Raw genomic sequence first — 22,481 nt, 5'->3', positions numbered from 1 at the left:
TTATTGTATTATTCGCTTTTGATTACTTCCGCCGGATTCTGTCGTGCAGCCTTTTTTACTTGATAAACCAATGTTAATATGGAAATTAATGATATGATGATTGCTGCAATAATGAACAACCAGCTGCTGATGTTGGCTTTGTAGGCAAAATCTTTCAGATAAATGGTTATTCCCCAATAAGATATAGAAATGGCAATCAAAAATGACATTGCTAATATGATAATGTATTTTTTGAGTAATAACAATAAAATTTCCTTATGTGTAGCGCCATGTACTTTTCGTATAGCTATTTCCCGGTATCTTTGTTGTATGTCAAATAAGGACAATCCAAACAAAGCTATTGAGGATATTAGAATGGCCATAAAGGCGAAAAAGGAATAGGTGATGGTTATTTGCTTGTCTGACTTATAGAGATTCTCAACTTCCTGTTTTGCAAAAGTATAATTGAAGGCTCCATCAGCATTGTCGTTGTGTAGGTTTTCCAGGAAGGCAACGGCATCTTTTTGATGTCCTGGAGCAATTTTAGCTTGCAAAGGAATTTGTGAAAGATATGTTTCACCGTATATAAAAGCTATAGGAAGAACCGGTTGGGATAAATGTCCGCAATAAAAATCTTCGACGATACCTATAATCTGATAAGGGTTCAAATCCCTACGCGGCCATAAAGGTTGTTGGGGTTCCAGCCGGGCATTGATTGCGCTTTCGAGTCCGAAGAGTTGCATGGCTTTTTGATTGAGAATCAGTTTGGCTTCACCTTCATGGTCGATGTCGGCATCCCATAAACGTCCCTGGGATAAACGGAAGCCATGAAATCTTATTTCTTCTTCTGTAATGGGAATGCAATACAATTGTTTGAAATTGGTTTCTCCGAACTTGCGGAAAAGTACCGGAGATTCGGTGAAATATTCATAGGGGGATAAAGAGTAATTCCATGCCGTGAATAAAGGAGAGGCATTCATTGCAGTGGATATATTTTCTTTGGAGGCTTTGCGCAAGGAGGTCTGTTTCAGATATTCTGCTTCAGTGGTAGGCTGTTTGCGTTCATAGCGTTCAAAATGGACTTTAACGATAGAATCTGTGTCATAGCCTAAATCTATGTGAGTCATTTCATACAGTTGTTTGGCGAAGAACATGGAAACAACTATTAGAATGAATGCCACGATATACTGAATACTCAGATAGAGGTTTCTTACAACAGACGATTTTTCACCACTGCCTATTTTCCGTAATGAATGGATAGGCGTGTTGTATTTGAATTTAAAAAACGGATAGATTGAAGCTGTCAATGGCAGTAAAATCAGGATAGCTATGGTTATTCCTATGTCAAATATACCATTAGGCTGTTGAATGACATCAAAATATTTATTTAAGGGAAAGGCAGAAATCTCGACAAGGAACCAGGCTATAAACAATGATACAAGTGTCAGACATAAATTCTCGATATATAGTTGGGAGAATAGCTGTGCTGAATTGTTTCCAAAAACCTTCTTTAGTCCGAATTCTTTGCTTCGTTTCAATAATACAACCGTATAAAGACTCATAAAATTGAAGATGCCTACAATTAAAATTAGTACAGCAACAAGTGCCAATAGATGTAGCTGTGGTAAATTCCCCCTTTGCAGCATGTCCTGCCAAACATCAATGGCTGGATGAAAATACACTTCACGCATGGGAAGCAGTTGATACCTGAATTCAACATCCGCAGCACGTGGAGATTGCCGGAACGCTGCATGCCGTGCATTTATCTTCGTAAAGGAAGCCCCTTTATGAATTAATGCCATTTTCATCGGGAAACGGAACTCCCAATCCTTCTGCAATGTTTCAGGAACAAGCAAGTCGAAATGAAGCGAGCGTTTCCCTCTGTCTTTGCCGATAACTCCGGTCACCGTAAGAGGGTCACCGGTAGAGTATTCAATGGTTTTGCCGATAGAATTTATGTTCCCGAATAGTTTCTCACTCAGCTCTTCTGTGATAAAGGCGGTTTGTGGAGACGCCGCCCATGATTCGGCTTTTCCATATTTCATGGGAAAATCAGTCACTATTAGAAACAAGCTGTCTGCTACAATCGTTTCTACATCAATATGTTTTTCTTCCTTTATGATATAGTCTTTATTGAACCATACGAAAGTGGACATCGCTTCTATGTCTGCATCTTCGAGGGGACCTCCGATAACTGCCGTTTTATTGTTGTCATCTTTGTATTCCTGCACCATGATGCCTATCCGGTCTTTGTTGGGACTATAACAATCTACATCATTTTCCTGCTTCACGTAGCGGAATATAATAATGACACAAGCCAAGCTCAGTGCCAGTCCGATAATATTGATTACCGTATATACTTTAAACCTACTTAATGTTCGGATATATAATAGTATGAGTTTCATATTCGTGTCTTTTATTCGTTTTTCATAATGCTTGCCGGATTGATGTTGGCAGCCTTGCTGATTTGCCTAATAATAGTCAACAAGGAGATGGCAGTTGTTATGGCTACTGCTACGGCAAACAAGTCGAATGTCAAAGGGGCTTTGTGGGCAAAATCCTGCAAATAGAGGGTAATGGCAATCCATGACAAGGGTATGGATAGCAAAGTGGCGACTCCCATGACCGAGAGATACTTTTTAATGAGTAAGGGGTAAATATCCTTTGCTTGCGCACCGTTCACTTTGCGTAAACCTATCTCACGGTAACGTTGCCGAATATCGAACAAGGATATTGACAATAATCCCAATGAAGAGATGAAAATGGCTATTCCGGCAAAGAGCGTATAAATGTTCACCACTTGACGGTCTTCACGATACATCTTTTGGAGTTCATCTTCTATCAGCGTATATTCAAAGTCGGTTCTTCCCGTAGATTCTTCGTATAAGCGGCGCAGGAAATCAATGACTTTGGCTTTATTCTCGTGCTTATACGAGGCTGTAACAGTATAAATTCCGCCTATGCTTGCATCGTGATAATAGATGACAACCGGTTGGATGGATTGTGAAAGGTGCCGAACATTGAAATCCTTTATGACCCCTACTATCTCGCAAGGTGGATTGTAGAAATCCGGTAAGCTGCTTGAGGCGTAGTGTGGTTCTTCAGGTTGCAGCTTGTCTTTGGTGATGTCTTTTATTCCATAGACTCTTTTAGCGGTTTCGTTGATAATTACCTTGAAACTGTTTTTGGTGAACGCTTCATCTATGGAGTCGTTCCATAGGCGCCCCTCTACAAGTTGAAAATCGTATATTGCCATGGAGTGGGTCGTTAAATGTGCAGATAATGCCGGATGGAAACCGTTTTCGGCTCTGTTGAGCGCAAAACTGTCAAAACGGAAGTCGGTGAACAGCAAGTCGTTTCCTCTGCTCCAATGCTCAAACAGAGTGCTTTCACTCATTCGTTTATTGACCAAAGCATTACTTATATACTGTCTTTTTCCTTCATCCAATCCCTCCTCTTTAGTTGTTTTATATAAGCCCAATTTATCGACATACATCCGGCAAGTTATCACATCGTGCGAGCGGAAACCGAGGTCGGCGCAGAGCATATACTCCAACTGCCGTACAAAGAATAGAGAAACGGTTATTATAAAGATGGTTACGACATATTGAAAACACAGTAATATCATGCGTGACCGTGTGGAAAAGCGTGAAGATGCCAGCTCGCGTATGGAGTTGACGGGTCTGCTACATGTGTATTTCAAGAACGGATAAACAGTAGTCAGCAATGGCAATCCTAAAAGTACGATGGCAGAGACCTTCCGGTCAAAGCCGGAGTCTGTTGTGGTAGGTATATAAAGTTCATGGAAAAAGAAAAACCTGGTTATTTCTATTAAAGCCCAGCAAAGGAGTAATGCCAGTCCCGTCAATAAGATGTTCTCGGCATATATTTGCAGGAAAATGTCTGTCCTGCCTGCACCGAACACTTTTTTCACCCCAAACTCTCTTGACCGCTTGGACATGATGACAGTGTAGATGTTGATGAAGTTCAGCAGCCCTATGATACCTACCAGGAAGGCTACTACCATCAATACCCGGACATAGCTTTGGTTGCCATATTGATAGTTCTTGTTTTCTTTTCCGTGGTCTTTATCGTAATATAAATCTTTCAAAGGCAAATACTGATAGCGTACTGTCTCATAAGTGCTCCATTTGCTGCGGGGGTGTTCTTTTGAATACTTTTTATTCAGCAGTGCAATGTCTGTATCCGGTGCCATCAGCATGGCGTATATAGGGTCGAAAAAAAGGAATTCGTCCAGTTCATCCGACATAAATATATCCGGCATCCATGATGTCTTGGTATCGGGGTCGTCCACCACTCCTATAATAGTGAATTTATTCCCTTTTGTGTTTTTGAAAGTAGCGCCTATGGCATTCTTCCCTCCCAGCTTCTTCTTCCAAAAAGAACGGGTGATGACAACATCCCTCGGGCGGACTATTCTTCCGCTTCCGGCAATCACCCTATATGGAAAGATTTTGAAGAAGGTGCTGTCTACGGAAAAAGCGTTCGCTGCAATTTCTTGTTCACCGAACAGAACGGGCATATCTGATATTTGATAAATCACCGTAAATTGTTCTACGGCAGGATCCTTTTCCAATCCCGACCGGTAGCCTCCCAAGAAGTTCTCACCACTGCTGGTAGAGGTTTTTATCAGGCAAATGCGTTTATATTCGGGAAAGCATTGGTTCACTGTATTTTCTTGGTGGATATATCGGGCTACGGTGAGTACGCAAGCCAAACTGCACGCCAGTCCCAATACATTGATAAGGGTGTATGCTTTGAATTTCAGCAATGCATTGATGGCTAAGATTATTTGTCTCATAGTGCGTAGTTTTATTTCATTATCAATTCTTCCGCCTCGCCAAAGGTATCATATCCCGTTGTAATTACCCAATCTCCGGGCTGCAAACCTTCCGTAATCTCGTATTGTTGCGGATTTTGGCGACCGATGCCAAGCGGCACGCGCACGGCTTTTGTCTTTGCGGCGTTCAGTTTGTAAATCCATTGTCCTCCGGTACTCTGGTAGAAGTTGCCGCGCGGAATGACGAGCGCCTCCTCCGGCTGGCCGAGTTCTATCTGTACCCGGAAGCTTTTGCCTACACGTACGTTGTCGGGCATGTCACCGGTGAAGACGAGGTCTACGTCGAACGTGCGGTCTTTGACTTCGGGAACCACTTTCGTGATGCGCAACGGGTATTTTCTTCCCTGATAATTGATGGTGGCAGGCAATCCGGTGATAATGCGGTCGATGTAGTATTCGCTCAGGGAAGTATGCACTTTATATTGGTCCAGCACCTTGATTTCCGCAATGCTTTCACCGGAAGCGACCTGCTGTCCCGGAGTCACCTTGACAAAACTGAGCTGGCCGGCGACGGGAGCTTTCACCACCAGGTTGCCGAGCCGTTCGCAGGCGCGTTCATACTTCTTCCGTTCCCGTTCGCGGTCGTTCCTGATGAGGTCTTTGCGGATGACGGTGACGGCAGAGTCATGACGGAGGCTTTCCCTTTGAAGATGGGCATTTTTCACTTTATAGTTGTATTCGTCCTCGGAAACTTCGAGCTGCGCCTTGCTCTTGATGCCCATGCGGTACTCCTCCTTGTCAAGGGCAAAACTCTTGCGCAGGCGGTTGAGGTCATAATCGGTCTGCAGGGCTTGTTGTTGCAGGTTCAGGCTTTTCTGCTCCATTTCAATTTCTTTTTCGCGGTAGGTGATAAGCTGCTTTTCCCAGTCGTCGCGCTGGTCTTCGATACTGCGCAGCAGGTCGGGGTTTTCCATGACGAGGATGGTATCTCCTTGCCGGAGCAGGCTCCCCTCCTCTCCTATGATGCGTTCCACGCTTCCGGCTTCACGTGCATTGACCTTGATGGTAAGGATGGGCTGAATCACTCCCTCCACATCTACATATTCCATAAATTTGCCGTTCTTGACTTCGGCTATCTGTATGTTGTCCTGCTCGATACGCAGTTTGCTGGGACCCAGCGAAAGGGTGACTACATAAATCAGGAAGGCAAGGAAGGCAACGCCTCCCGCCAGATAGTAGCGGTAACGGATGTACCAGGGTTTCTTTTCAAGTTTTATATCCATAATGCAATATTTTATATACTCTTTTTTTACTTTTCAGATACCCCCTTCAGAAGTACTTCTGAATAAGGGTTCCGAGTTTTACTAAAACTTTACCGGAGATTTAGTAAATCGTCACCGGAGTTTTAGTAAATCTCCGGCCAGTTTTTACTAAAACTATTCCACGATTCTATTACTGTATAGATTCTTCATTAGTAACCCTTTCCAAGTCTTCTGCCAGTGGCCTCTCTTTTTCAAAGTCATATAGCGTGATGCTTCTCAGTGCATAGTACAAACTCCAATAGTTGTACAAAGCCGTTATATAGCTTCTCCGGGCCGTATCTTTTTCCGTGATGGATGCATTGAGGTCGAGTACCGAGGACTTGCCGAGCAGATAGAGTTTTCGGGCTACTTCGGCGCGTCGTTGGGCTGTATGGTCCGTGCGGGCGGCTATGTTTACCCGTTGCGCCTGCAGGTTGAATTGCTTTACGAGTTTCCGTACGTTCAAGTCGAAATCCGTCTTGTCTTGCTCTACCTGCGTGTAGACAAGGTCTCGGTTAGAACGGGCCACGCGTACTTGTCCCCTTCCGCGCCCCCAGTCCAGGATTGGGAGGGTAATGCCCAAGCTGACGTACTGCTGGTCCAGTGGATTCCGGTAGGCATCTTTCAGCTTGTCGGCAGTTTGTGTCAAGCCGAAGCGCAGGTAGATGTCTGCCTTCAGTCCGGCATTGGCCTTGGCGCGCGACACGGCACTCTCGCTTTCCACCTTGCGGCGTAGCATGTTCTGTATCTCCGGACTGTTTTCGTTGGCAAGCATCAGCGCGGCATCCAGGTCGATGTGCAGGTCGGGCACGCGGTTGTCTATTCTCACCTTTATAAGGAGGTCTTCTTGGATGCCGAGGTAGGAACGGAGTTCCTGCATGCAGTTTTCCACTTCGATGCGGGCATTCATGCAGTTGGTTTCTTCGGTCAGTTTGTTGAGTTCGAGCTGCAACATTTCGTTTTCGCTGATGGTGCCGATGTTATATCGTCCTTGCGCATATATATATAAGGTGTCGGCATTGGCGTAGTTGGCGTTGGCTATTTCGTAGTTGCTTTGTGCTTTGGCCAGGTTGAAGAACTTCTCTGTGGCATTGGCGGCAACAAGCTCAAGGGTTTCTACGTAGGTTTTCTTGGCTTCGCGATAACGGATAGGTTCGATGCGCCGGTCCCACTTCAGGCTGTTGTAGCCAAACAAGGACTGGCTGTATCCGATGTTGACGGGTGAAGTCTGCCAGGAATAGGTGTCACTGCTGAAAAGGTCGAGGCGCTGCGCAGCCGTTTCAATGAAAAAGGTTCCTCCGGTCCACGGCACGTTTTGTGTCAGGCTCAGTGTTAGGTCAGTGCTCAGCAGGTTCTGCTCTATGAACTTGACGTTGCCATCGCTTTGGGTCACTTTGTTGATAGCACGGTCCAGATAGGGATTGGAAGTAAGCTTGAGCGTCGGCAGGTAGTTGGCACAGTAGTATTTGTAGTTCCAATAAGCGGAACGGAAGCTATGGCGGGCATTTTGGGCGTCGGGCGACTGCTGGCGGGCCTGCTCGATGGTTTCTTCCAAAGTCAGCTCCAACGTGTGCTCTTGGGCAACGGCACTCGACGTCAGACTGAATGTAATAAGCAATAAAAATATATTCCGGTGCATAGTTGTTTTCTTTACTCTATAAAGTTCAAATTCTATGCCATAAGTATAAGTTGTTGTATTATAAGTGTTTGTTGTGGTTCGAAGCTTTCCAAACGTGTGCAGTTGCGCACAAAAATAGTGCGATAATGCACGCACAACACATGGATATTATACTTATCTTTGCCCGTACAAGAGATGTGGGATTGTGTAGGCCTTGCCTGCACGAAAAGAAAACAGATATGGAGCAGTTTGGTAAAATATTGATTGTAGATGATAACGAGGATGTGCTTTTTGCACTGAACCTTCTTCTCGAACCCTACGCCGAGAAGATAAAGGTGGCGGTGACCCCCGACCGCATCGAGCATTTTATGACCACTTTCCGTCCGGACATTATTCTGCTGGATATGAATTTCAGCCGTGATGCCATCAGTGGTCAGGAAGGTTTCGACAGCTTGAAGCAGATTCTGAGTATCGACCCGCAAGCAGTGGTCATCTTCATGACTGCCTACGCGGATACGGACAAGGCAGTGCGTGCCATCAAAGCGGGGGCTACGGATTTCATTCCCAAGCCGTGGGAGAAGGAAAAATTGTTGGCGACCCTTTCTTCGGGCATGAAGTTGCGCCGTTCGCGCACCGAGATAAATCTGCTGAAAGAGCAGGTGGAAGTACTGAGCAATGCCACAACGGGAGGCTCCGAAGAGATTATTATCGGTGATTCTCCCGTCATGCAGCAAGTTTTCTCTACTGTGGAGAAGTTGCGCGATGCGGATGCCAACATTCTTATATTAGGTGAGAATGGAACTGGAAAGGATGTGATTGCCCGTATGCTTTACCGCAATTCTCCCCGCTATGGAAAGCCGTTTGTCACGATAGACCTCGGCAGTATCCCCGAACAGTTGTTCGAAAGCGAGTTGTTCGGCTACGAGAAAGGCGCCTTCACCGATGCACGGAAAGCGAAAGCTGGACGTATGGAAGTGGCAACCGGCGGTACGCTTTTTCTGGACGAGATAGGTAACCTTTCCCTGCCCATGCAGGCCAAATTGCTGACTGCCATCGAAAAGCGTTGTATCAGTCGTTTGGGAAGTACGCAGGCTACGCCCATTGATGTGCGGCTCATCTGCGCCACCAATGCAGACATCCGTCGGCTGGTGGACGAAGGAGACTTCCGCCAAGACCTGCTGTATCGCATCAACACCATCGAGTTGCATATTCCACCTCTGCGGGAACGCGGAAACGACATCCTCCTGCTGGCAGAGTATTTCCTGCAACGGTATGCCCGCAAATATCAGAAAGAGATGCGCGGGCTGACCCGGGAGGCGAAAAACAAGTTGTTGAAATATGCCTGGCCGGGTAATGTACGTGAGTTGCAGCATACAGTGGAACGTGCTGTCATATTGGGAGACGGTTCTCTGCTTCGTCCGGAGAACTTTATGTTCCAAGCTTCTGTTTCCCGTCAGAAGAAGGAAGAAGAAGTCCTCAACTTGGAGCAATTGGAACGGCAGGCTGTGGAACGTGCCATGCGGCTCAGTGAAGGAAATGTGACCCGTGCCGCCGAATACTTGGGCATTACTCGCTTCGCCTTGTACCGGAAACTTGAAAAACTGGGCTTATGAAACGATATTCATTGATTGTGGCACTGCACATCATCGGCATAGCCTTCCTTTCGGTCGGCGTTTATCTGCTGGTGGATGCCGGACTGTGGTTCAGTGCACTGATGGCTTTTTTGATATTGCTGGCGATTGCCGTTCATCTGTACCGCCTGCAGATGATGCAGGTGCGCATGATGCGCCATCTGGCAGAGAGCCTGCGCTATGACGACATGATGCTGTCGTTCCGTTCTCCCTACAAGAACCGGTCTATGGAGGATATGGTGGACGAGCTTTCCGAAGCGATGAGGAATTTCCGTACCCGCGTGCTGGAACGCAATGAGATGGAAGCGTGGCAAAAGCTGATACGTGTGCTGACGCACGAAATAATGAATTCAATCACTCCCATCATCTCCCTCTCCGAAACCTTGAGCGAGCGGGAAATGTCGGAAAAGAACTATCCCGTCATGCGGCAGGGAATGCAGACTATCCACCGCCGTAGTAAGGGGTTGTTGGAGTTTGTGGAGAATTACCGGAAGCTGACAAGACTTCCCGCCCCCGTCCGTCGTCCGGTTGCCGTCCGCGAGCTGTTGCAGGATTTGCAGAAGCTGTTTTCGGAAGAGTATATCCGGATAGAGCTTCCGGAGACCGACCGCATACTCCAGATAGACCGGACACAGATAGAACAAGTACTGATTAATCTGATTAAAAATGCCAAAGAGGCATGTAGCAGGAAAGAGCATCCCCGGATAGAAGTGAAGATGCTACCCGCCCTCTCGTGGCAATGCCTAATCACTGTCAGTGACAATGGTGAAGGCATTCTGCCGGAAGTGCAAGATAAGATTTTTGTACCGTTCTTCACCACCAAGCCTTCCGGTTCGGGCATCGGGCTCAGTTTATGTAAACAAGTGATGAACCGGCATGGAGGGAATATCACGGTGCAGTCTACTGTGGGAAAAGGGAGTTGCTTTACGCTGCTATTTGGATAAGTGGGAAAGAGGGTATATACAAAAATAAGCTACTGAAAAATCAGTAGCTTATTAATTTCTGTCGGGGTAGCGGGATTCGAACCCACGACCCCCTGCTCCCAAAGCAGGTGCGCTAACCGGACTGCGCTACACCCCGAATACTTTACTTCTGAAAAGCGAGTGCAAAGGTAAAAACAATTCTGATACCAACCAAACATTTAGGCAAGTTTTATGCAATTAAAATTACATTTTCAGATAGAAATCTTTCGTTAAAGCTACATATTCAGGGGTAAACTCATTGTGATTCACCTCAATACAGAGTTTCTCTTCTCTACACTCTTTTGCTTCAAAACCAAAGTTCAGCAATACCCGTCTGCACGGTTTTCCGGGCTTGGTGAAGACTTGCACACGATGCAATGGAAACAACTTATGGTTCCAAGCTGTATCCACAACCGTTTTTTCAGCTTCCGCTGGAATAATGATGCTTACGACTCCTTGCTCTTCAAGCAAAGATGCCGAACGATGAAACAGTAAATCGTAATTCAAATTGCCCGCATGCCGTGCTGTGCACCTTTGTTCGTCAGGACATTTCAACGCATCTATAAAATAGGGAGGATTGGAAACGATGAGGTCAAATCTGTTTTCCGGCTGATAATCTCGGAAATCATGACATATGACCTCTACTCTATCGGCCCATGGAGAGTGAGATACATTTTCTGTGGCTTGTCCGGCTGCAGCCGCATCTATCTCGATTGCAGTAATCCGGGCATGCGGATTCCTTTGCGCTAACTGTAAGGCTATTAATCCGGTACCGGTTCCAACGTCCAGTATACGCTTTGCTTTGTCTGCCGGGGCCCATGCCCCAAGTAGTACACCATCTGTGCCGACCTTCATGGCGCATTTATCATGAAATATGGTAAATTGTTTAAACTTAAAAGATGATTTTGGCATGTTTATCTTCTTTAATTGGGCTCAAAAATAATCAAAGCCTGCATATTTGTCATAAAATTGGCACTGTTTTTGTCTTTTTAAAGGGTGAAGAACGTTTATTTATGAAGAAATAGCTTAACTTTGCAGGCGCTTTATTGGCCTGCCAATATGACATAAACTAAAAAGAAAGAAATGAAGAAAAGAAATTACCTGAGTGATGTCGAAGATAGAAGCGGAAACGCTTTCTCTGTAATTGCTGATTTTGAGGGGAATGAAGAACAATTGATGGACATTGAGGTAGAAGAGGTTTTACCGATATTGCCTCTCCGAAATATGGTATTGTTCCCTGGGGTGTTTATGCCGGTATCTGTAGGAAGAAAATCTTCCCTCAAATTGGTGCGTGAAGCAGAAAAGAAAAATTCTTATATAGCTGTTGTATGCCAAAAGGTGGCTGAAACAGAGACACCTCTGTTTGAGGATTTACATACCATCGGTACAGTTGCCAAGATAGTACGTGTGCTTGAAATGCCAGACCAGACAACTACAGTCATTCTGCAAGGCTCCAAACGTATGGAACTGAAGGAGATTACGGATACGACTCCTTATCTGAAGGGACGGATAGCTACGCTGAATGAAGAACTTCCGGAGAAGAATGACAAGGAATTCCATGCATTGGTAGAGGCGTGTAAAGACTTGACAGTACGCTACATCAAGTCATCCGATATGTTTCCGCAGGATTCGGCATTTGCCATCAAGAACATTACCAATCCAATGTTTTTGGTAGACTTTATCTGTACGAACCTGCCACTCAAGAAAGACGAAAAGATAGAACTGCTCCGTATCGACTCTTTGCGGGCGCGTACCTACCGCCTGCTTGAGATTCTGAATCGTGAAGTGCAGCTTGCCGAAATCAAAGAGTCTATCCAGATGCGTGCACGTGAGGATATAGACCAGCAGCAGCGTGAGTATTTCCTGCAGCAGCAGATTAAAACCATTCAGGATGAGCTGGGTGGCGGCGGTCAAGAGCAGGAAATAGAGGAGATGCGTAAGAAGGCGGAGACCATCAAATGGAATGATGAGGTGAAGGCTACGTTCCTGAAAGAGGTGGATAAGTTGGAACGTACCCATCCTCAGTCTCCCGACTATAGCGTGCAGCTGAACTATCTGCAGACGATGCTTAGTTTGCCGTGGGGCATTTATACGACGGATAATCTGAGCCTTGTCAATGCAGAAAAGACACTGAACAAAGACCATTATGGTTTGGAGAAGGTGAAGGAACGCATTCTGGAACATCTTGCTGTATTAAAGCTGAAAGGCGATATGAAATCACCCATCATCTGCCTGTATGGCCCTCCGGGTGTGGGAAAAACCTCTTTGGGGCGTTCCATTGCTGCCGCCTTGAAGCGTAAGTATATCCGTATGTCGCTGGGAGGCGTGCATGATGAAGCTGAGATTCGCGGTCATCGTAAAACCTATATCGGTGCCATGCCGGGACGGATTATCAAGAATCTGATAAAGGCAGGCTCCTCCAATCCGGTATTTATTCTGGATGAAATAGACAAGGTGAGTGCCGACCGCCAGGGAGACCCCTCCTCTGCCCTCCTCGAAGTGCTCGACCCGGAACAGAACACTACATTCCATGATAATTTTCTGGATGTGGACTATGATTTGTCCAAAGTGATGTTCATCGCTACTGCCAATAATCTGAATACCATCCCCGGACCGTTGCTGGACCGTATGGAGCTGATTGAGGTAAGCGGCTATATCACGGAAGAAAAGATTGAGATTGCCCGCCGCCATCTGGTTCCGAAGGAATTGGAGGCAAACGGTATGAAAAAGAATGATATCAAGATTCCGAAGAACACACTGGAAACCATTATAGAGAATTATACCCGTGAGAGCGGCGTGCGCGAACTGGAAAAGAAAATCGGAAAGATACTCCGTAAATCTGCACGCCAATATGCTACGGACGGTTATTTTGCGAAGACCGAAATAAAACCGGGAGACTTGTATGAATTCCTGGGTGCACCCGAATATACCCGGGACAAGTATCAGGGTAATGAGTATGCAGGGGTGGTGACCGGTCTGGCGTGGACTGCCGTAGGTGGTGAAATACTTTTCGTGGAAACCAGCCTGAGCCGTGGCAAGGGTGGACGTTTGACATTGACCGGCAATTTGGGTGATGTAATGAAAGAGTCGGCCATGCTGGCATTGGAATACATCAAGGCGCATGCCTCCCTGCTGAATCTTGACGAAGAGATTTTTGATAACTGGAACATCCATGTCCATGTGCCCGAAGGCGCCATTCCGAAAGACGGTCCGTCTGCCGGTATCACGATGGCTACCTCCCTCGCTTCTGCCCTCACCCAGAAAAAGGTGAAGGCCAATCTTGCCATGACGGGAGAGATAACACTTCGCGGTAAGGTACTTCCGGTAGGAGGCATCAAGGAGAAGATACTGGCTGCCAAGCGTGCCGGTATCAAGGAGATTATCTTGAGCGACGAGAACCGCAAGAATATAGAAGAGATACAGGATATATATCTGAAAGGACTGACTTTCCACTATGTGAAAGATATTAAGGAAGTGTTTGCCATTGCGCTGACTGATGAAAAAGTAGCCGATGCCATCGACTTGTCCGTAAAGAAAGAAAAGACCGAAAAGAAAGAGGAATGACATTCGAGTTACAATATACAGACAGCAAGACCAATGCACGTGCCGGACTGATTACTACTGACCACGGGCAGATTGAGACACCTATCTTTATGCCGGTAGGTACAGTGGGAACAGTGAAAGGCGTGCATCTGCCTGAGCTGAAAGAGGATATAAAGGCGCAGATTATATTGGGTAATACCTATCATCTTTATCTGCGTCCGGGACTGGAAGTGATAGAGAAAGCCGGTGGACTGCATAAGTTCAACGGCTTTGACCGTCCTATGCTGACAGACAGCGGCGGTTTCCAGGTATTCTCGTTGTCCGGTATCCGCAAGTTGCGCGAAGAAGGTGCGGAATTCCGTTCACACATCGACGGTAGCAAGCATATCTTTACACCGGAGAAGGTGATGGATATAGAACGGACTATCGGTGCAGACATCATGATGGCCTTTGATGAATGTCCTCCGGGGGATTCGGACTACGAATATGCCAAAAAATCACTGGGATTGACACATCGCTGGCTGGACCGTTGTATCAAGCGTTTCAACGAAACAGAACCGAAATACGGTTATCAGCAATCCTTATTCCCCATTGTGCAGGGTTGCGTCTATCGCGACCTCCGCGAGCAGTCGGCAGAGTTTGTCGCCTCTAAAGGTGCTGACGGTAATGCCATTGGCGGTCTGGCTGTGGGCGAGCCTGTAGACAAGATGTACGAGATGATTGAGCTGGTGAACGGTATTCTTCCCAAAGACAAGCCTCGCTATCTGATGGGAGTCGGGACCCCGGTAAACATCCTGGAAGGCATTGAACGCGGTGTCGATATGTTCGACTGTGTGATGCCTACCCGCAACGGACGCAACGGCATGTTGTTTACCAAGGACGGCATCATGAACATGCGCAACAAAAAATGGGAAATGGATTTCTCTCCCATTGAAGCAGACGGTGCCTCCTACGTAGATACCATGTACAGCAAGGCATACTTGCGCCATCTGTTCCATGCACAAGAGCTGCTTGCCATGCAGATAGCATCTATCCACAACTTGGCTTTCTATCTGTGGCTGGCAGGCGAGGCACGTAAGCATATCATTGCAGGCGACTTTGCTACCTGGAAACCGATGATGGTGAAACGCGTATCGACAAGATTATGAGAAAAATGAACTGGAGGATATGGAAGAATATAAAGCTGCCGAGAGGTAAATTCCTGAAGCGGCTGGACTGGTACATTATTAAGAAGTTCCTGGGTACATATGTCTTTGCCATTGCATTGATTATCTCCATTGCGGTGGTGTTCGACTTCAACGAGAAGATGGACCGCTTCATGTCTCATGAAGCGCCGTGGAATGCTATTGTCTTTGATTATTATCTGAACTTCATCCCCTACTTTGCCAATCTGTTCAGTCCGCTGTTCGTGTTTATCGCCGTAATCTTCTTTACTTCCAAACTGGCGGAGAACTCGGAAATTATTGCCATGTTCTCTACGGGAATGAGCTTCAAGCGTATGTTGCGTCCTTACATGGTGTCTGCAGCAATCATTGCGGTAGTAACATTCTGCCTCGGGTCCTATGTCATTCCCAAAGGCAGTGTGACACGTATCAATTTTGAGGACAAGTACTACAAACCCCGTAAGGCGAATACGGCACGGAACATCCAGCTGGAAGTGGATTCGGGGGTAATTGCCTATATCGAACGTTTTGAAGACTACAGCAAGACCGGTTATCGCTTTTCTTTGGACAAGTTCAATGACAAGCAACTGGTCTCCCACCTTACAGCCCGTTCCATTACCTACGACACGACGGCCGTGCATAAGTGGAAAATCAAGGATTATATGATTCGCCAGATGGATGGCATGAAGGAGAGTATCACGAAGGGTGACCGCATAGACACTACCCTTTTTATGGAGCCTGCCGACTTCCTGATTATGAAGAACCAGCAGGAGATGTTGACCAGCCCTCAGCTAAGCGAGTACATCAACAGGCAGCGGCAACGCGGCTTTGCCAACATTAAGGAATTTGAGATAGAGTACCACAAACGCATTGCCATGTCGTTTGCCTCCTTTATCCTGACGCTGATTGGAGTGTCTTTGTCTTCCAAGAAAACGAAAGGTGGAATGGGATTGCATTTAGGTATAGGCTTGGCATTGAGTTTCTCTTATATTCTGTTTCAGACCATTGCTTCCACATTTGCCGTGAACGGCAACATGCCTCCGGTCATCGCTGTGTGGATACCGAATATAATGTATGCCTTCATTGCATTCTATCTATATAGGAAAGCGCCGAAATAAGCATTCTAAACCTCTACTTCAGCTTGCTCAAGTTGAGGTTTGGCGTACTAAAGCAGAGGTTTAGGATGTTTGTCTCTGGAAGCCCATTAAAATAAGAAGCCCCTCCCACTTTTGCGTTGTACAAGTGCGGGAGGGGCTTTTTGTTGTATTCATTTTCCTCTTTTGTTCTGTTCCCTTTTTTGCCGGAAAGAGACGTCGGTTTCTAGGGAACACCCTCACTTTCGTCTTACAGGTTTTTTAAGTTGCTGTTGTATGCACCGGGCATCAGCAAGCTTAATTCAAGTAAGCGGAAAGTTCTGCAGCAGAGATGTTTTTGGCAATAATTACACCATTATCATCCAGTAAATAGTTAGTGAATCCGCGGCCTAAGCGATATTTCTTAAAGAGGCCGGAATATTCGCCTTTAGTTTCCACGAAACAAGTGGGCGTAACTATTTGGTCCTTACGGATGGTTTCTTCAAAGATTGACTGATACTCATCGAATGAAACTGAAACCATCTTCACATTGTTGCGGGCAGTAGAGCGAAGCGCATTGCTCAAACTTGCGTTTTGCATCCGGGACTGCGCGTCGTAACTTGCCCAAAAACTGAGCAATACATACTTTCCTTTCAAGTCTGAAAGTTCGGTTTGGGATTGCTCTGCCGACATGGTTTGGATTTTGAAATCCGGGGCCATGTCACCCACATTCAAACCTCCGGTAGGTTTGTCTTTTTCTACAAAAGAAGTCAAGGAACTTATTAGTAATACAACAAAAATCCATTTTGCATATTTCATGCGGCACGGTTTTGGTTAATACTATCCGGGACTGTCCTTCAACAGTGATTTCTTCCCGGAACATCGTCTTGTCAAAGCCTTGAATAGTGATAAAGATACTGATAATCAAAGCTTTTAATTCTGAAATCGGGTGCAAAGGTAAGTAATTCCTAAACAAACTTCCAAATAAACAAGCATTTTTCTTACTTTTTAAAGTCATATTTTTATGTTATTTAGCATAAATAGCGGGAATTTTCCTTACTTTTGTAGCCTATTATTCTATCAAAAAGATGACTTATGCAACCATTGAACACTGAACTCATCCTGATACGTATTACGGGTGAAGACCGTCCGGGACTGACAGCTTCCGTAACGGAAATTCTGGCTAAATACGATGCTACCATTCTGGATATTGGCCAGGCAGATATTCACAATACTCTTTCGTTGGGCATTTTGTGCAAGACGGAAGAACAACACTCGGGGTTCATTATGAAGGAACTGCTTTTCAAGGCTTCCTCCCTGGGAGTGACTGTCCGTTTCTACCCCATTACTACCAAAGAGTACGAGGATTGGGTGAATATGCAGGGAAAGAACCGCTATATTCTTACTTTATTGGGGCGTAAGTTGTCTGCCCGTCAAATATCTGCCGTTACCCGTATTCTTGCAGAGCAAGGCATGAATATCGATGCCATCAAGCGCCTTACAGGGCGTATCCCGCTGGACGAATGCGAATCGCGTACACGCGCCTGCATCGAATTTTCCGTTCGTGGCACTCCGAAAGACCGTATTGCCATGCAAGAGCAGTTGATGAAACTGGCAACCGAACTGGAAATGGATTTCTCTTTCCAGTTGGACAATATGTACCGCCGGATGCGCCGCCTCATTTGCTTCGATATGGACTCTACGCTGATTGAAACAGAAGTAATTGATGAATTGGCCATACGTGCGGGTGTGGGCGACCAGGTGAAGGCCATTACCGAACGTGCCATGCGTGGTGAGATAGATTTCATTGAGAGCTTTCGCGAACGAGTGGCTTTGCTGAAAGGATTGGATGAGTCCGTGATGCAGGAAATTGCAGAAAATCTTCCCATTACGGAAGGTGTGGATCGCCTGATGTATGTTTTGAAGAAATACGGTTACAAGATAGCTATTCTTTCGGGAGGGTTTACCTACTTCGGGCAGTACCTCCAGAAGAAGTACGGTATAGACTATGTGTATGCCAACGAGCTGGAAATAGAGGATGGCAAACTGACCGGCCGCTATCTCGGTGATGTAGTCGACGGTAAGCGTAAGGCAGAGTTGCTGCGTTTGATAGCTCAGGTGGAGAAAGTGGATATTGCGCAGACTATTGCTGTAGGCGACGGTGCCAACGACCTGCCCATGCTGGGAATTGCCGGCCTTGGAATCGCTTTCCATGCAAAGCCCAAAGTAGTTGCCAATGCCAAGCAATCCATCAACACCATTGGTTTGGACGGGGTACTTTACTTCTTAGGTTTCAAGGATTCATACATTGATATCCATTAATTCATTAGTACATTCAAAAAAAAGTCCTATCTTTGTGCTCAAATTTAAAAGAGATACATGAAGTTTTCAGAACTACATTTGAATGGCAATGTGCTGGAGGCACTGGATGCCATGCGCTTTGAAGAGTGCACCCCCATACAAGAACAATCAATTCCCGTTATACTTGAAGGCCGAGATTTAATAGCGGTGGCACAAACCGGAACGGGAAAAACAGCTGCATATTTGTTGCCTATATTGAACAAGCTTTCAGAAGGTGGACACCCTGCCGATGCTATCAATTGCATTGTCATGGCTCCTACCCGTGAGTTGGCACAACAGATAGACCAGCAGATGGAGGGCTTCTCCTACTTCATGCCGGTTTCCAGTGTGGCAGTGTATGGCGGTAATGACGGAGTTCTGTTCGAACAGCAGAAAAGAGGTTTGACATTGGGTGCAGATGTTGTCATTGCCACTCCGGGACGTCTGATAGCCCACCTCAGTCTTGGCTATGTAGACCTTTCGCGTGTCTCTTATTTTATTTTGGATGAAGCAGACCGGATGCTGGATATGGGATTCTATGATGACATTATGCAGATTGTCAAGTTTCTCCCTAAAGAGCGGCAGACCATTATGTTCTCTGCTACCATGCCTGCCAAGATACAACAGTTGGCTGGCAACATTCTGAACAATCCCGCCGAAGTGAAGTTGGCGGTTTCCAAACCAGCGGAAAAGATTGTGCAGGCAGCCTATGTCTGCTACGAGAATCAGAAGCTGGGCATCATCCGTAGCCTCTTTGCAGAGGAGACGCCGGAACGCGTCATCATTTTTGCTTCTTCCAAACTGAAAGTGAAGGAAGTGACCAAAGCCTTGAAGCAGATGAAACTGAACGTTGGTGAAATGCACTCCGATTTAGAGCAGGCACAGCGCGAAGAAGTGATGTACGAATTCAAGACAGGACGTATCAATATCCTGGTAGCTACAGATATCGTTGCGAGAGGTATTGATATCGATGACATCCGTCTGGTGATAAACTATGACGTTCCCCACGACAGTGAAGATTATGTGCACCGTATCGGACGTACGGCGCGTGCCAATAATGACGGCGTAGCCATCACCTTCGTTTCCGAAAAGGAGCAAGGTAGCTTTAAGAATATCGAAAAATTCCTGGATAGGGACATCTATAAAATACCGGTTCCCGAAGAGCTGGGTGAAGCACCCGAATACAAGCCGAGAGCATTTGACGGAGGAGGAAGACGGGGCGGCCATGGAAACGGACGTAAGCCAGGAGGAAACAAGAACGGCCGTAACAACAGTAAAGGTGGAAAGCCCAGAGCCAAACGTCCACAGAATGGCGGCGAGAAGAAATAAACATTGTGGTGAAGAAAAGAAATAGAAAAAGCGGATTTATTCCGCTTTTTCTATGTTCATTGTATTGTCAAAACCAATAATCATATTTACCAAATTGTATACGGAACTTTCGGGTATGCCGAGGGTTGCCTGATAATGGTACCCCTTACTATCCACACCCATGAAATTCATATCGGCAAGAATGGCCTGGTCCAGCATTTCGGCAGGGAATATATCCGCAAACATCTTTTTAGTGATGTCCTGGCCGTAAAGTATCTTCTTCCCTTCGTATACACAGATATGGATTACATTATCATAATACACATTGTCCACACTGATTCCATTTTCAGAATAGGAAGTCTTGAAAACCTTCATCTTTGAGGGGTTGATATATACATATCCCCTATACCTTGTATTCTTGTATATTACGATACTGTCTTTCTTTATCACTTCCGGAGTAGTGGAAATGACCTCTACTTCCCGGCTGGTGAAAACCAAAGAATCTTCCGCATTCTCTGATTTATGCAGTTTAATTACTTCGTCGGCCAGCGAGTGGAACCAGAAGCTGTATTCCGTTTGACGGTCTATCTTATAGGCCACCGGTTTATTGCTGTATATGTAGATTGTATCGTGAACGACCTTGAAAGATACGGGAGCGCTTTGCGGGTTAGCATAATATACCGTATCCCCTTCGATGCGCATCAACGGCATTTCTGTTTCATCGTTCACCCAGATGCCTTGCAACAGTTGTTTTGCAGTAAGGTCTTCCTTGACGGAAGCCTCCCCGTTTTGTCTGTTGCTGCATGATGCCAATGAGACAACAAGTACAATGAGAATCGCACTTCTTTTTATTGTCATAACGTCCCTATTTATTTCTTTTCTTTTTTCTGCAACTTTATTTTCCGATGCAATGATATGTGAAACCTTGTTCTTCCATATCTTTCTTGTCGTAAATGTTACGTCCGTCCAATACCAACGGCTGTTCCATAGTTTTCTTGATGACTGCCCATGAAGGCAGGCGGAATTCTTTCCATTCGGTCACCAGCATCAGTGCATCTGCGTCCAGTGCGGCATCATACATATCTGTCGCATAATAAATACTTTCTCCTATGCGGCGTCGGCATTCGTTCATGGCAGCCGGGTCGTAGGCACGTACTTTACAACCGGCCTTCAGCAACTCGTCAATCAATACCAGAGCCGGGGCTTCACGCATGTCATCTGTTTCGGGTTTAAAGGCCAGCCCCCAAATGGCAATGGTCTTTCCCTCCAAATCATTATTGAAATGCTTCTGCAACTTTTCGAATAAGATACTCTTCTGTTTCTCGTTCACCTCCTCTACTGCATGGAGTACACGCATCTTGTAGCCGCTCAGTTCAGCCGTTTTAATCAGTGCCTTTACATCCTTAGGGAAGCATGAACCGCCGTAACCTATCCCCGGATAGAGGAACTTGCGTCCGATACGGGTATCCGAACCGATACCACTGCGCACCATGTTTACATCCGCTCCCACTAATTCGCACAAATTGGCAATGTCGTTCATGAAGCTGATGCGGGTGGCAAGCATGGAGTTAGCTGCATACTTTGTCATTTCTGCAGAAGGGATGTCCATAAAGATGACACGGAAGTTGTTCAGCAGGAATGGTTTGTAGAGCTTGCTCATTATCTTCTTGGCTCGTTCGGACTCTACTCCCACCACTACACGGTCGGGACTCATAAAATCGTTGATAGCATTACCTTCTTTCAGAAACTCGGGATTCGAAGCGACATCGAAGTCAATGTTCATCCCTCTCTTATCAAGTTCTTCTTGAATGGTAGCCCGCACTTTTCTGGCAGTACCTACGGGAACGGTACTTTTGGTTACCACCAACACATATTTCTGCATATTGCGTCCAATGGTGCGGGCAACTTCCAGCACATAGCTCAAGTCGGCACTTCCATCCTCATCGGGTGGTGTACCTACGGCACTGAATACCACTTCCACCTCATTCAGACAACTCTCCAGAGACGTGGTGAATTGCAGGCGTCCTGCTTTCACATTCCGGCTAACCATTTCTTCCAGTCCATTTTCATAGATAGGAATAACACCCTTTTTCAGTGACTCTATCTTTTCACTGTTCGTGTCTACGCAAATAACGTTGACACCGATTTCCGCAAAGCAGGTTCCGGTTACCAAACCGACGTATCCTGTACCGACAATGGCTATTTTCATATTTTATTCATAATAGACCGCATCCTTGAACGATACGGCATGTCCGTCTTTATCTGATAATAGAAGCTGTTCCGTAGCAACGGGCCATTCAATACCGATGGCTTCGTCGTCAAAACGGATGGATGCCTCGGATTGTGGTGCGTATACGTTGTCTACCTTGTATGTAAAGACAGCTTCATCGCTCAGCACCAGAAAACCGTGGGCAAAACCACGCGGAATGAAGAATTGTCTTTTGTTCTCCTCACTTAGCTCCACACTGACATACTTTCCGAAAGTGGGAGAAGATTTTCTTAAGTCGACAGCCACGTCCAGCACTTTTCCCTTAATGACACGTACCAGTTTGGCCTGGCTGCAATCACCCTTCTGGTAATGAAGACCACGTAATACACCGAAAGAGGATTTGGACTCATTGTCCTGGATGAAGTGAACGTTTCCGACATGTGCACGGAACTCTTCTTCCTTAAATGCTTCCATAAAGTATCCGCGGGCATCATGGAATACTTTCGGCTCAATCAGCCATACGCCGTCAATCTCTGTTTGTATGTAGTTCATT

General features: G+C 46.0%; 16 protein-coding genes and 1 tRNA gene. 7 read left to right on the top strand and 10 right to left on the bottom strand.

Annotated elements, in window-relative coordinates:
• Window positions 1–8 precede the first annotated feature (8 nt).
• From DXD65_RS17775 to DXD65_RS17760, 4 genes are all read right to left on the bottom strand, one after another.
• On the bottom strand, window positions 9–2,384 hold the full coding sequence (locus DXD65_RS17775; RefSeq protein WP_117887840.1) for an ABC transporter permease: 2,376 nt from the start codon (window positions 2,382–2,384) through the stop codon (window positions 9–11).
• An 11-nt stretch (window positions 2,385–2,395) separates the two neighbouring features.
• Window positions 2,396–4,801 (bottom strand): ABC transporter permease, encoded by a 2,406-nt coding sequence (locus DXD65_RS17770; protein ID WP_057097904.1) that lies wholly within the window; start codon window positions 4,799–4,801, stop codon window positions 2,396–2,398.
• An 11-nt stretch (window positions 4,802–4,812) separates the two neighbouring features.
• The gene (locus DXD65_RS17765; protein ID WP_005837154.1) at window positions 4,813–6,063 is read right to left on the bottom strand and encodes an efflux RND transporter periplasmic adaptor subunit; all 1,251 of its coding nucleotides are present in this window, start codon (window positions 6,061–6,063) and stop codon (window positions 4,813–4,815) included.
• Window positions 6,064–6,232: 169 nt separating this feature from the next.
• Window positions 6,233–7,720 carry a TolC family protein gene (locus DXD65_RS17760; protein WP_008664553.1) on the bottom strand — a complete coding sequence of 496 codons (1,488 nt, stop codon included), beginning with the start codon at window positions 7,718–7,720 and terminating at the stop codon, window positions 6,233–6,235.
• 218 nt (window positions 7,721–7,938) lie between these two features.
• On the opposite strand from DXD65_RS17760, the gene DXD65_RS17755 reads away from it, so the two are divergent.
• On the top strand, window positions 7,939–9,312 hold the full coding sequence (locus DXD65_RS17755; RefSeq protein ID WP_034532868.1) for a sigma-54-dependent transcriptional regulator: 1,374 nt from the start codon (window positions 7,939–7,941) through the stop codon (window positions 9,310–9,312).
• A complete protein-coding gene (locus tag DXD65_RS17750; protein ID WP_057281063.1) occupies window positions 9,309–10,274 on the top strand; it encodes a sensor histidine kinase in 966 nt (321 codons plus the stop codon). Before DXD65_RS17755 ends, DXD65_RS17750 begins: the two co-directional genes overlap by 4 nt.
• Window positions 10,275–10,335: 61 nt before the next feature.
• Here DXD65_RS17750 and DXD65_RS17745 read toward each other — a convergent pair.
• Together DXD65_RS17745 and DXD65_RS17740 are read right to left on the bottom strand one after the other, a co-directional pair.
• Window positions 10,336–10,410: transfer RNA gene (locus DXD65_RS17745), tRNA-Pro, on the bottom strand.
• Between the two features lie 86 nt (window positions 10,411–10,496).
• Window positions 10,497–11,204, bottom strand: a complete 708-nt coding sequence (locus tag DXD65_RS17740; RefSeq protein WP_005825467.1) for a tRNA1(Val) (adenine(37)-N6)-methyltransferase — start codon at window positions 11,202–11,204, stop codon at window positions 10,497–10,499.
• 171 nt (window positions 11,205–11,375) lie between these two features.
• On the opposite strand from DXD65_RS17740, the gene lon reads away from it, so the two are divergent.
• Genes lon through DXD65_RS17725 form a run of 3 tightly spaced genes read left to right on the top strand, consistent with a single transcriptional unit; the run spans window position 11,376 to window position 16,116 of the window.
• Window positions 11,376–13,856 carry an endopeptidase La gene (gene lon / locus DXD65_RS17735; protein WP_035448539.1) on the top strand — a complete coding sequence of 827 codons (2,481 nt, stop codon included), beginning with the start codon at window positions 11,376–11,378 and terminating at the stop codon, window positions 13,854–13,856.
• Entirely contained in the window at window positions 13,853–14,983 is a 1,131-nt protein-coding gene (gene tgt / locus DXD65_RS17730) for a tRNA guanosine(34) transglycosylase Tgt (RefSeq protein WP_005825470.1), read from the top strand. Before lon ends, tgt begins: the two co-directional genes overlap by 4 nt.
• Window positions 14,980–16,116: an LptF/LptG family permease gene (locus tag DXD65_RS17725; protein ID WP_005825471.1), complete on the top strand. Its 1,137-nt coding sequence runs from the start codon at window positions 14,980–14,982 to the stop codon at window positions 16,114–16,116. Before tgt ends, DXD65_RS17725 begins: the two co-directional genes overlap by 4 nt.
• A 273-nt stretch (window positions 16,117–16,389) precedes the next feature.
• Here DXD65_RS17725 and DXD65_RS17720 read toward each other — a convergent pair whose 3' ends face one another.
• Window positions 16,390–16,890, bottom strand: a complete 501-nt coding sequence (locus tag DXD65_RS17720) for a thioredoxin-like domain-containing protein (protein WP_005825473.1) — start codon at window positions 16,888–16,890, stop codon at window positions 16,390–16,392.
• Between the two features lie 276 nt (window positions 16,891–17,166).
• Here DXD65_RS17720 and serB point away from each other — a divergent pair, with 276 nt between their 5' ends.
• Complete coding sequence (gene serB, locus DXD65_RS17710; RefSeq protein ID WP_005825474.1) at window positions 17,167–18,393, top strand: phosphoserine phosphatase SerB; 1,227 nt, start codon at window positions 17,167–17,169, stop codon at window positions 18,391–18,393.
• Window positions 18,394–18,450: 57 nt separating this feature from the next.
• Window positions 18,451–19,740, top strand: a complete 1,290-nt coding sequence (locus tag DXD65_RS17705; RefSeq protein ID WP_117887839.1) for a DEAD/DEAH box helicase — start codon at window positions 18,451–18,453, stop codon at window positions 19,738–19,740.
• 36 nt (window positions 19,741–19,776) lie between these two features.
• Here DXD65_RS17705 and DXD65_RS17700 read toward each other — a convergent pair whose 3' ends face one another.
• The 3 genes from DXD65_RS17700 to rfbC are packed head-to-tail and all read right to left on the bottom strand — an operon-like array spanning window position 19,777 to window position 22,480.
• Window positions 19,777–20,577: a DUF4738 domain-containing protein gene (locus DXD65_RS17700; RefSeq protein ID WP_117887838.1), complete on the bottom strand. Its 801-nt coding sequence runs from the start codon at window positions 20,575–20,577 to the stop codon at window positions 19,777–19,779.
• A gap of 37 nt (window positions 20,578–20,614) precedes the next feature.
• On the bottom strand, window positions 20,615–21,928 hold the full coding sequence (locus DXD65_RS17695) for a UDP-glucose dehydrogenase family protein (RefSeq protein WP_005825480.1): 1,314 nt from the start codon (window positions 21,926–21,928) through the stop codon (window positions 20,615–20,617).
• Between the two features lie 3 nt (window positions 21,929–21,931).
• A complete protein-coding gene (gene rfbC, locus DXD65_RS17690; RefSeq protein ID WP_008664570.1) occupies window positions 21,932–22,480 on the bottom strand; it encodes a dTDP-4-dehydrorhamnose 3,5-epimerase in 549 nt (182 codons plus the stop codon).
• Window position 22,481: the final 1 nt, after the last annotated feature.

The organism is Bacteroides sp. 4_1_36 (assembly GCF_003466325.1).
GTDB lineage: Bacteria > Bacteroidota > Bacteroidia > Bacteroidales > Bacteroidaceae > Bacteroides > Bacteroides uniformis.
This window is presented reverse-complemented; position numbering and strand designations above follow the sequence as displayed.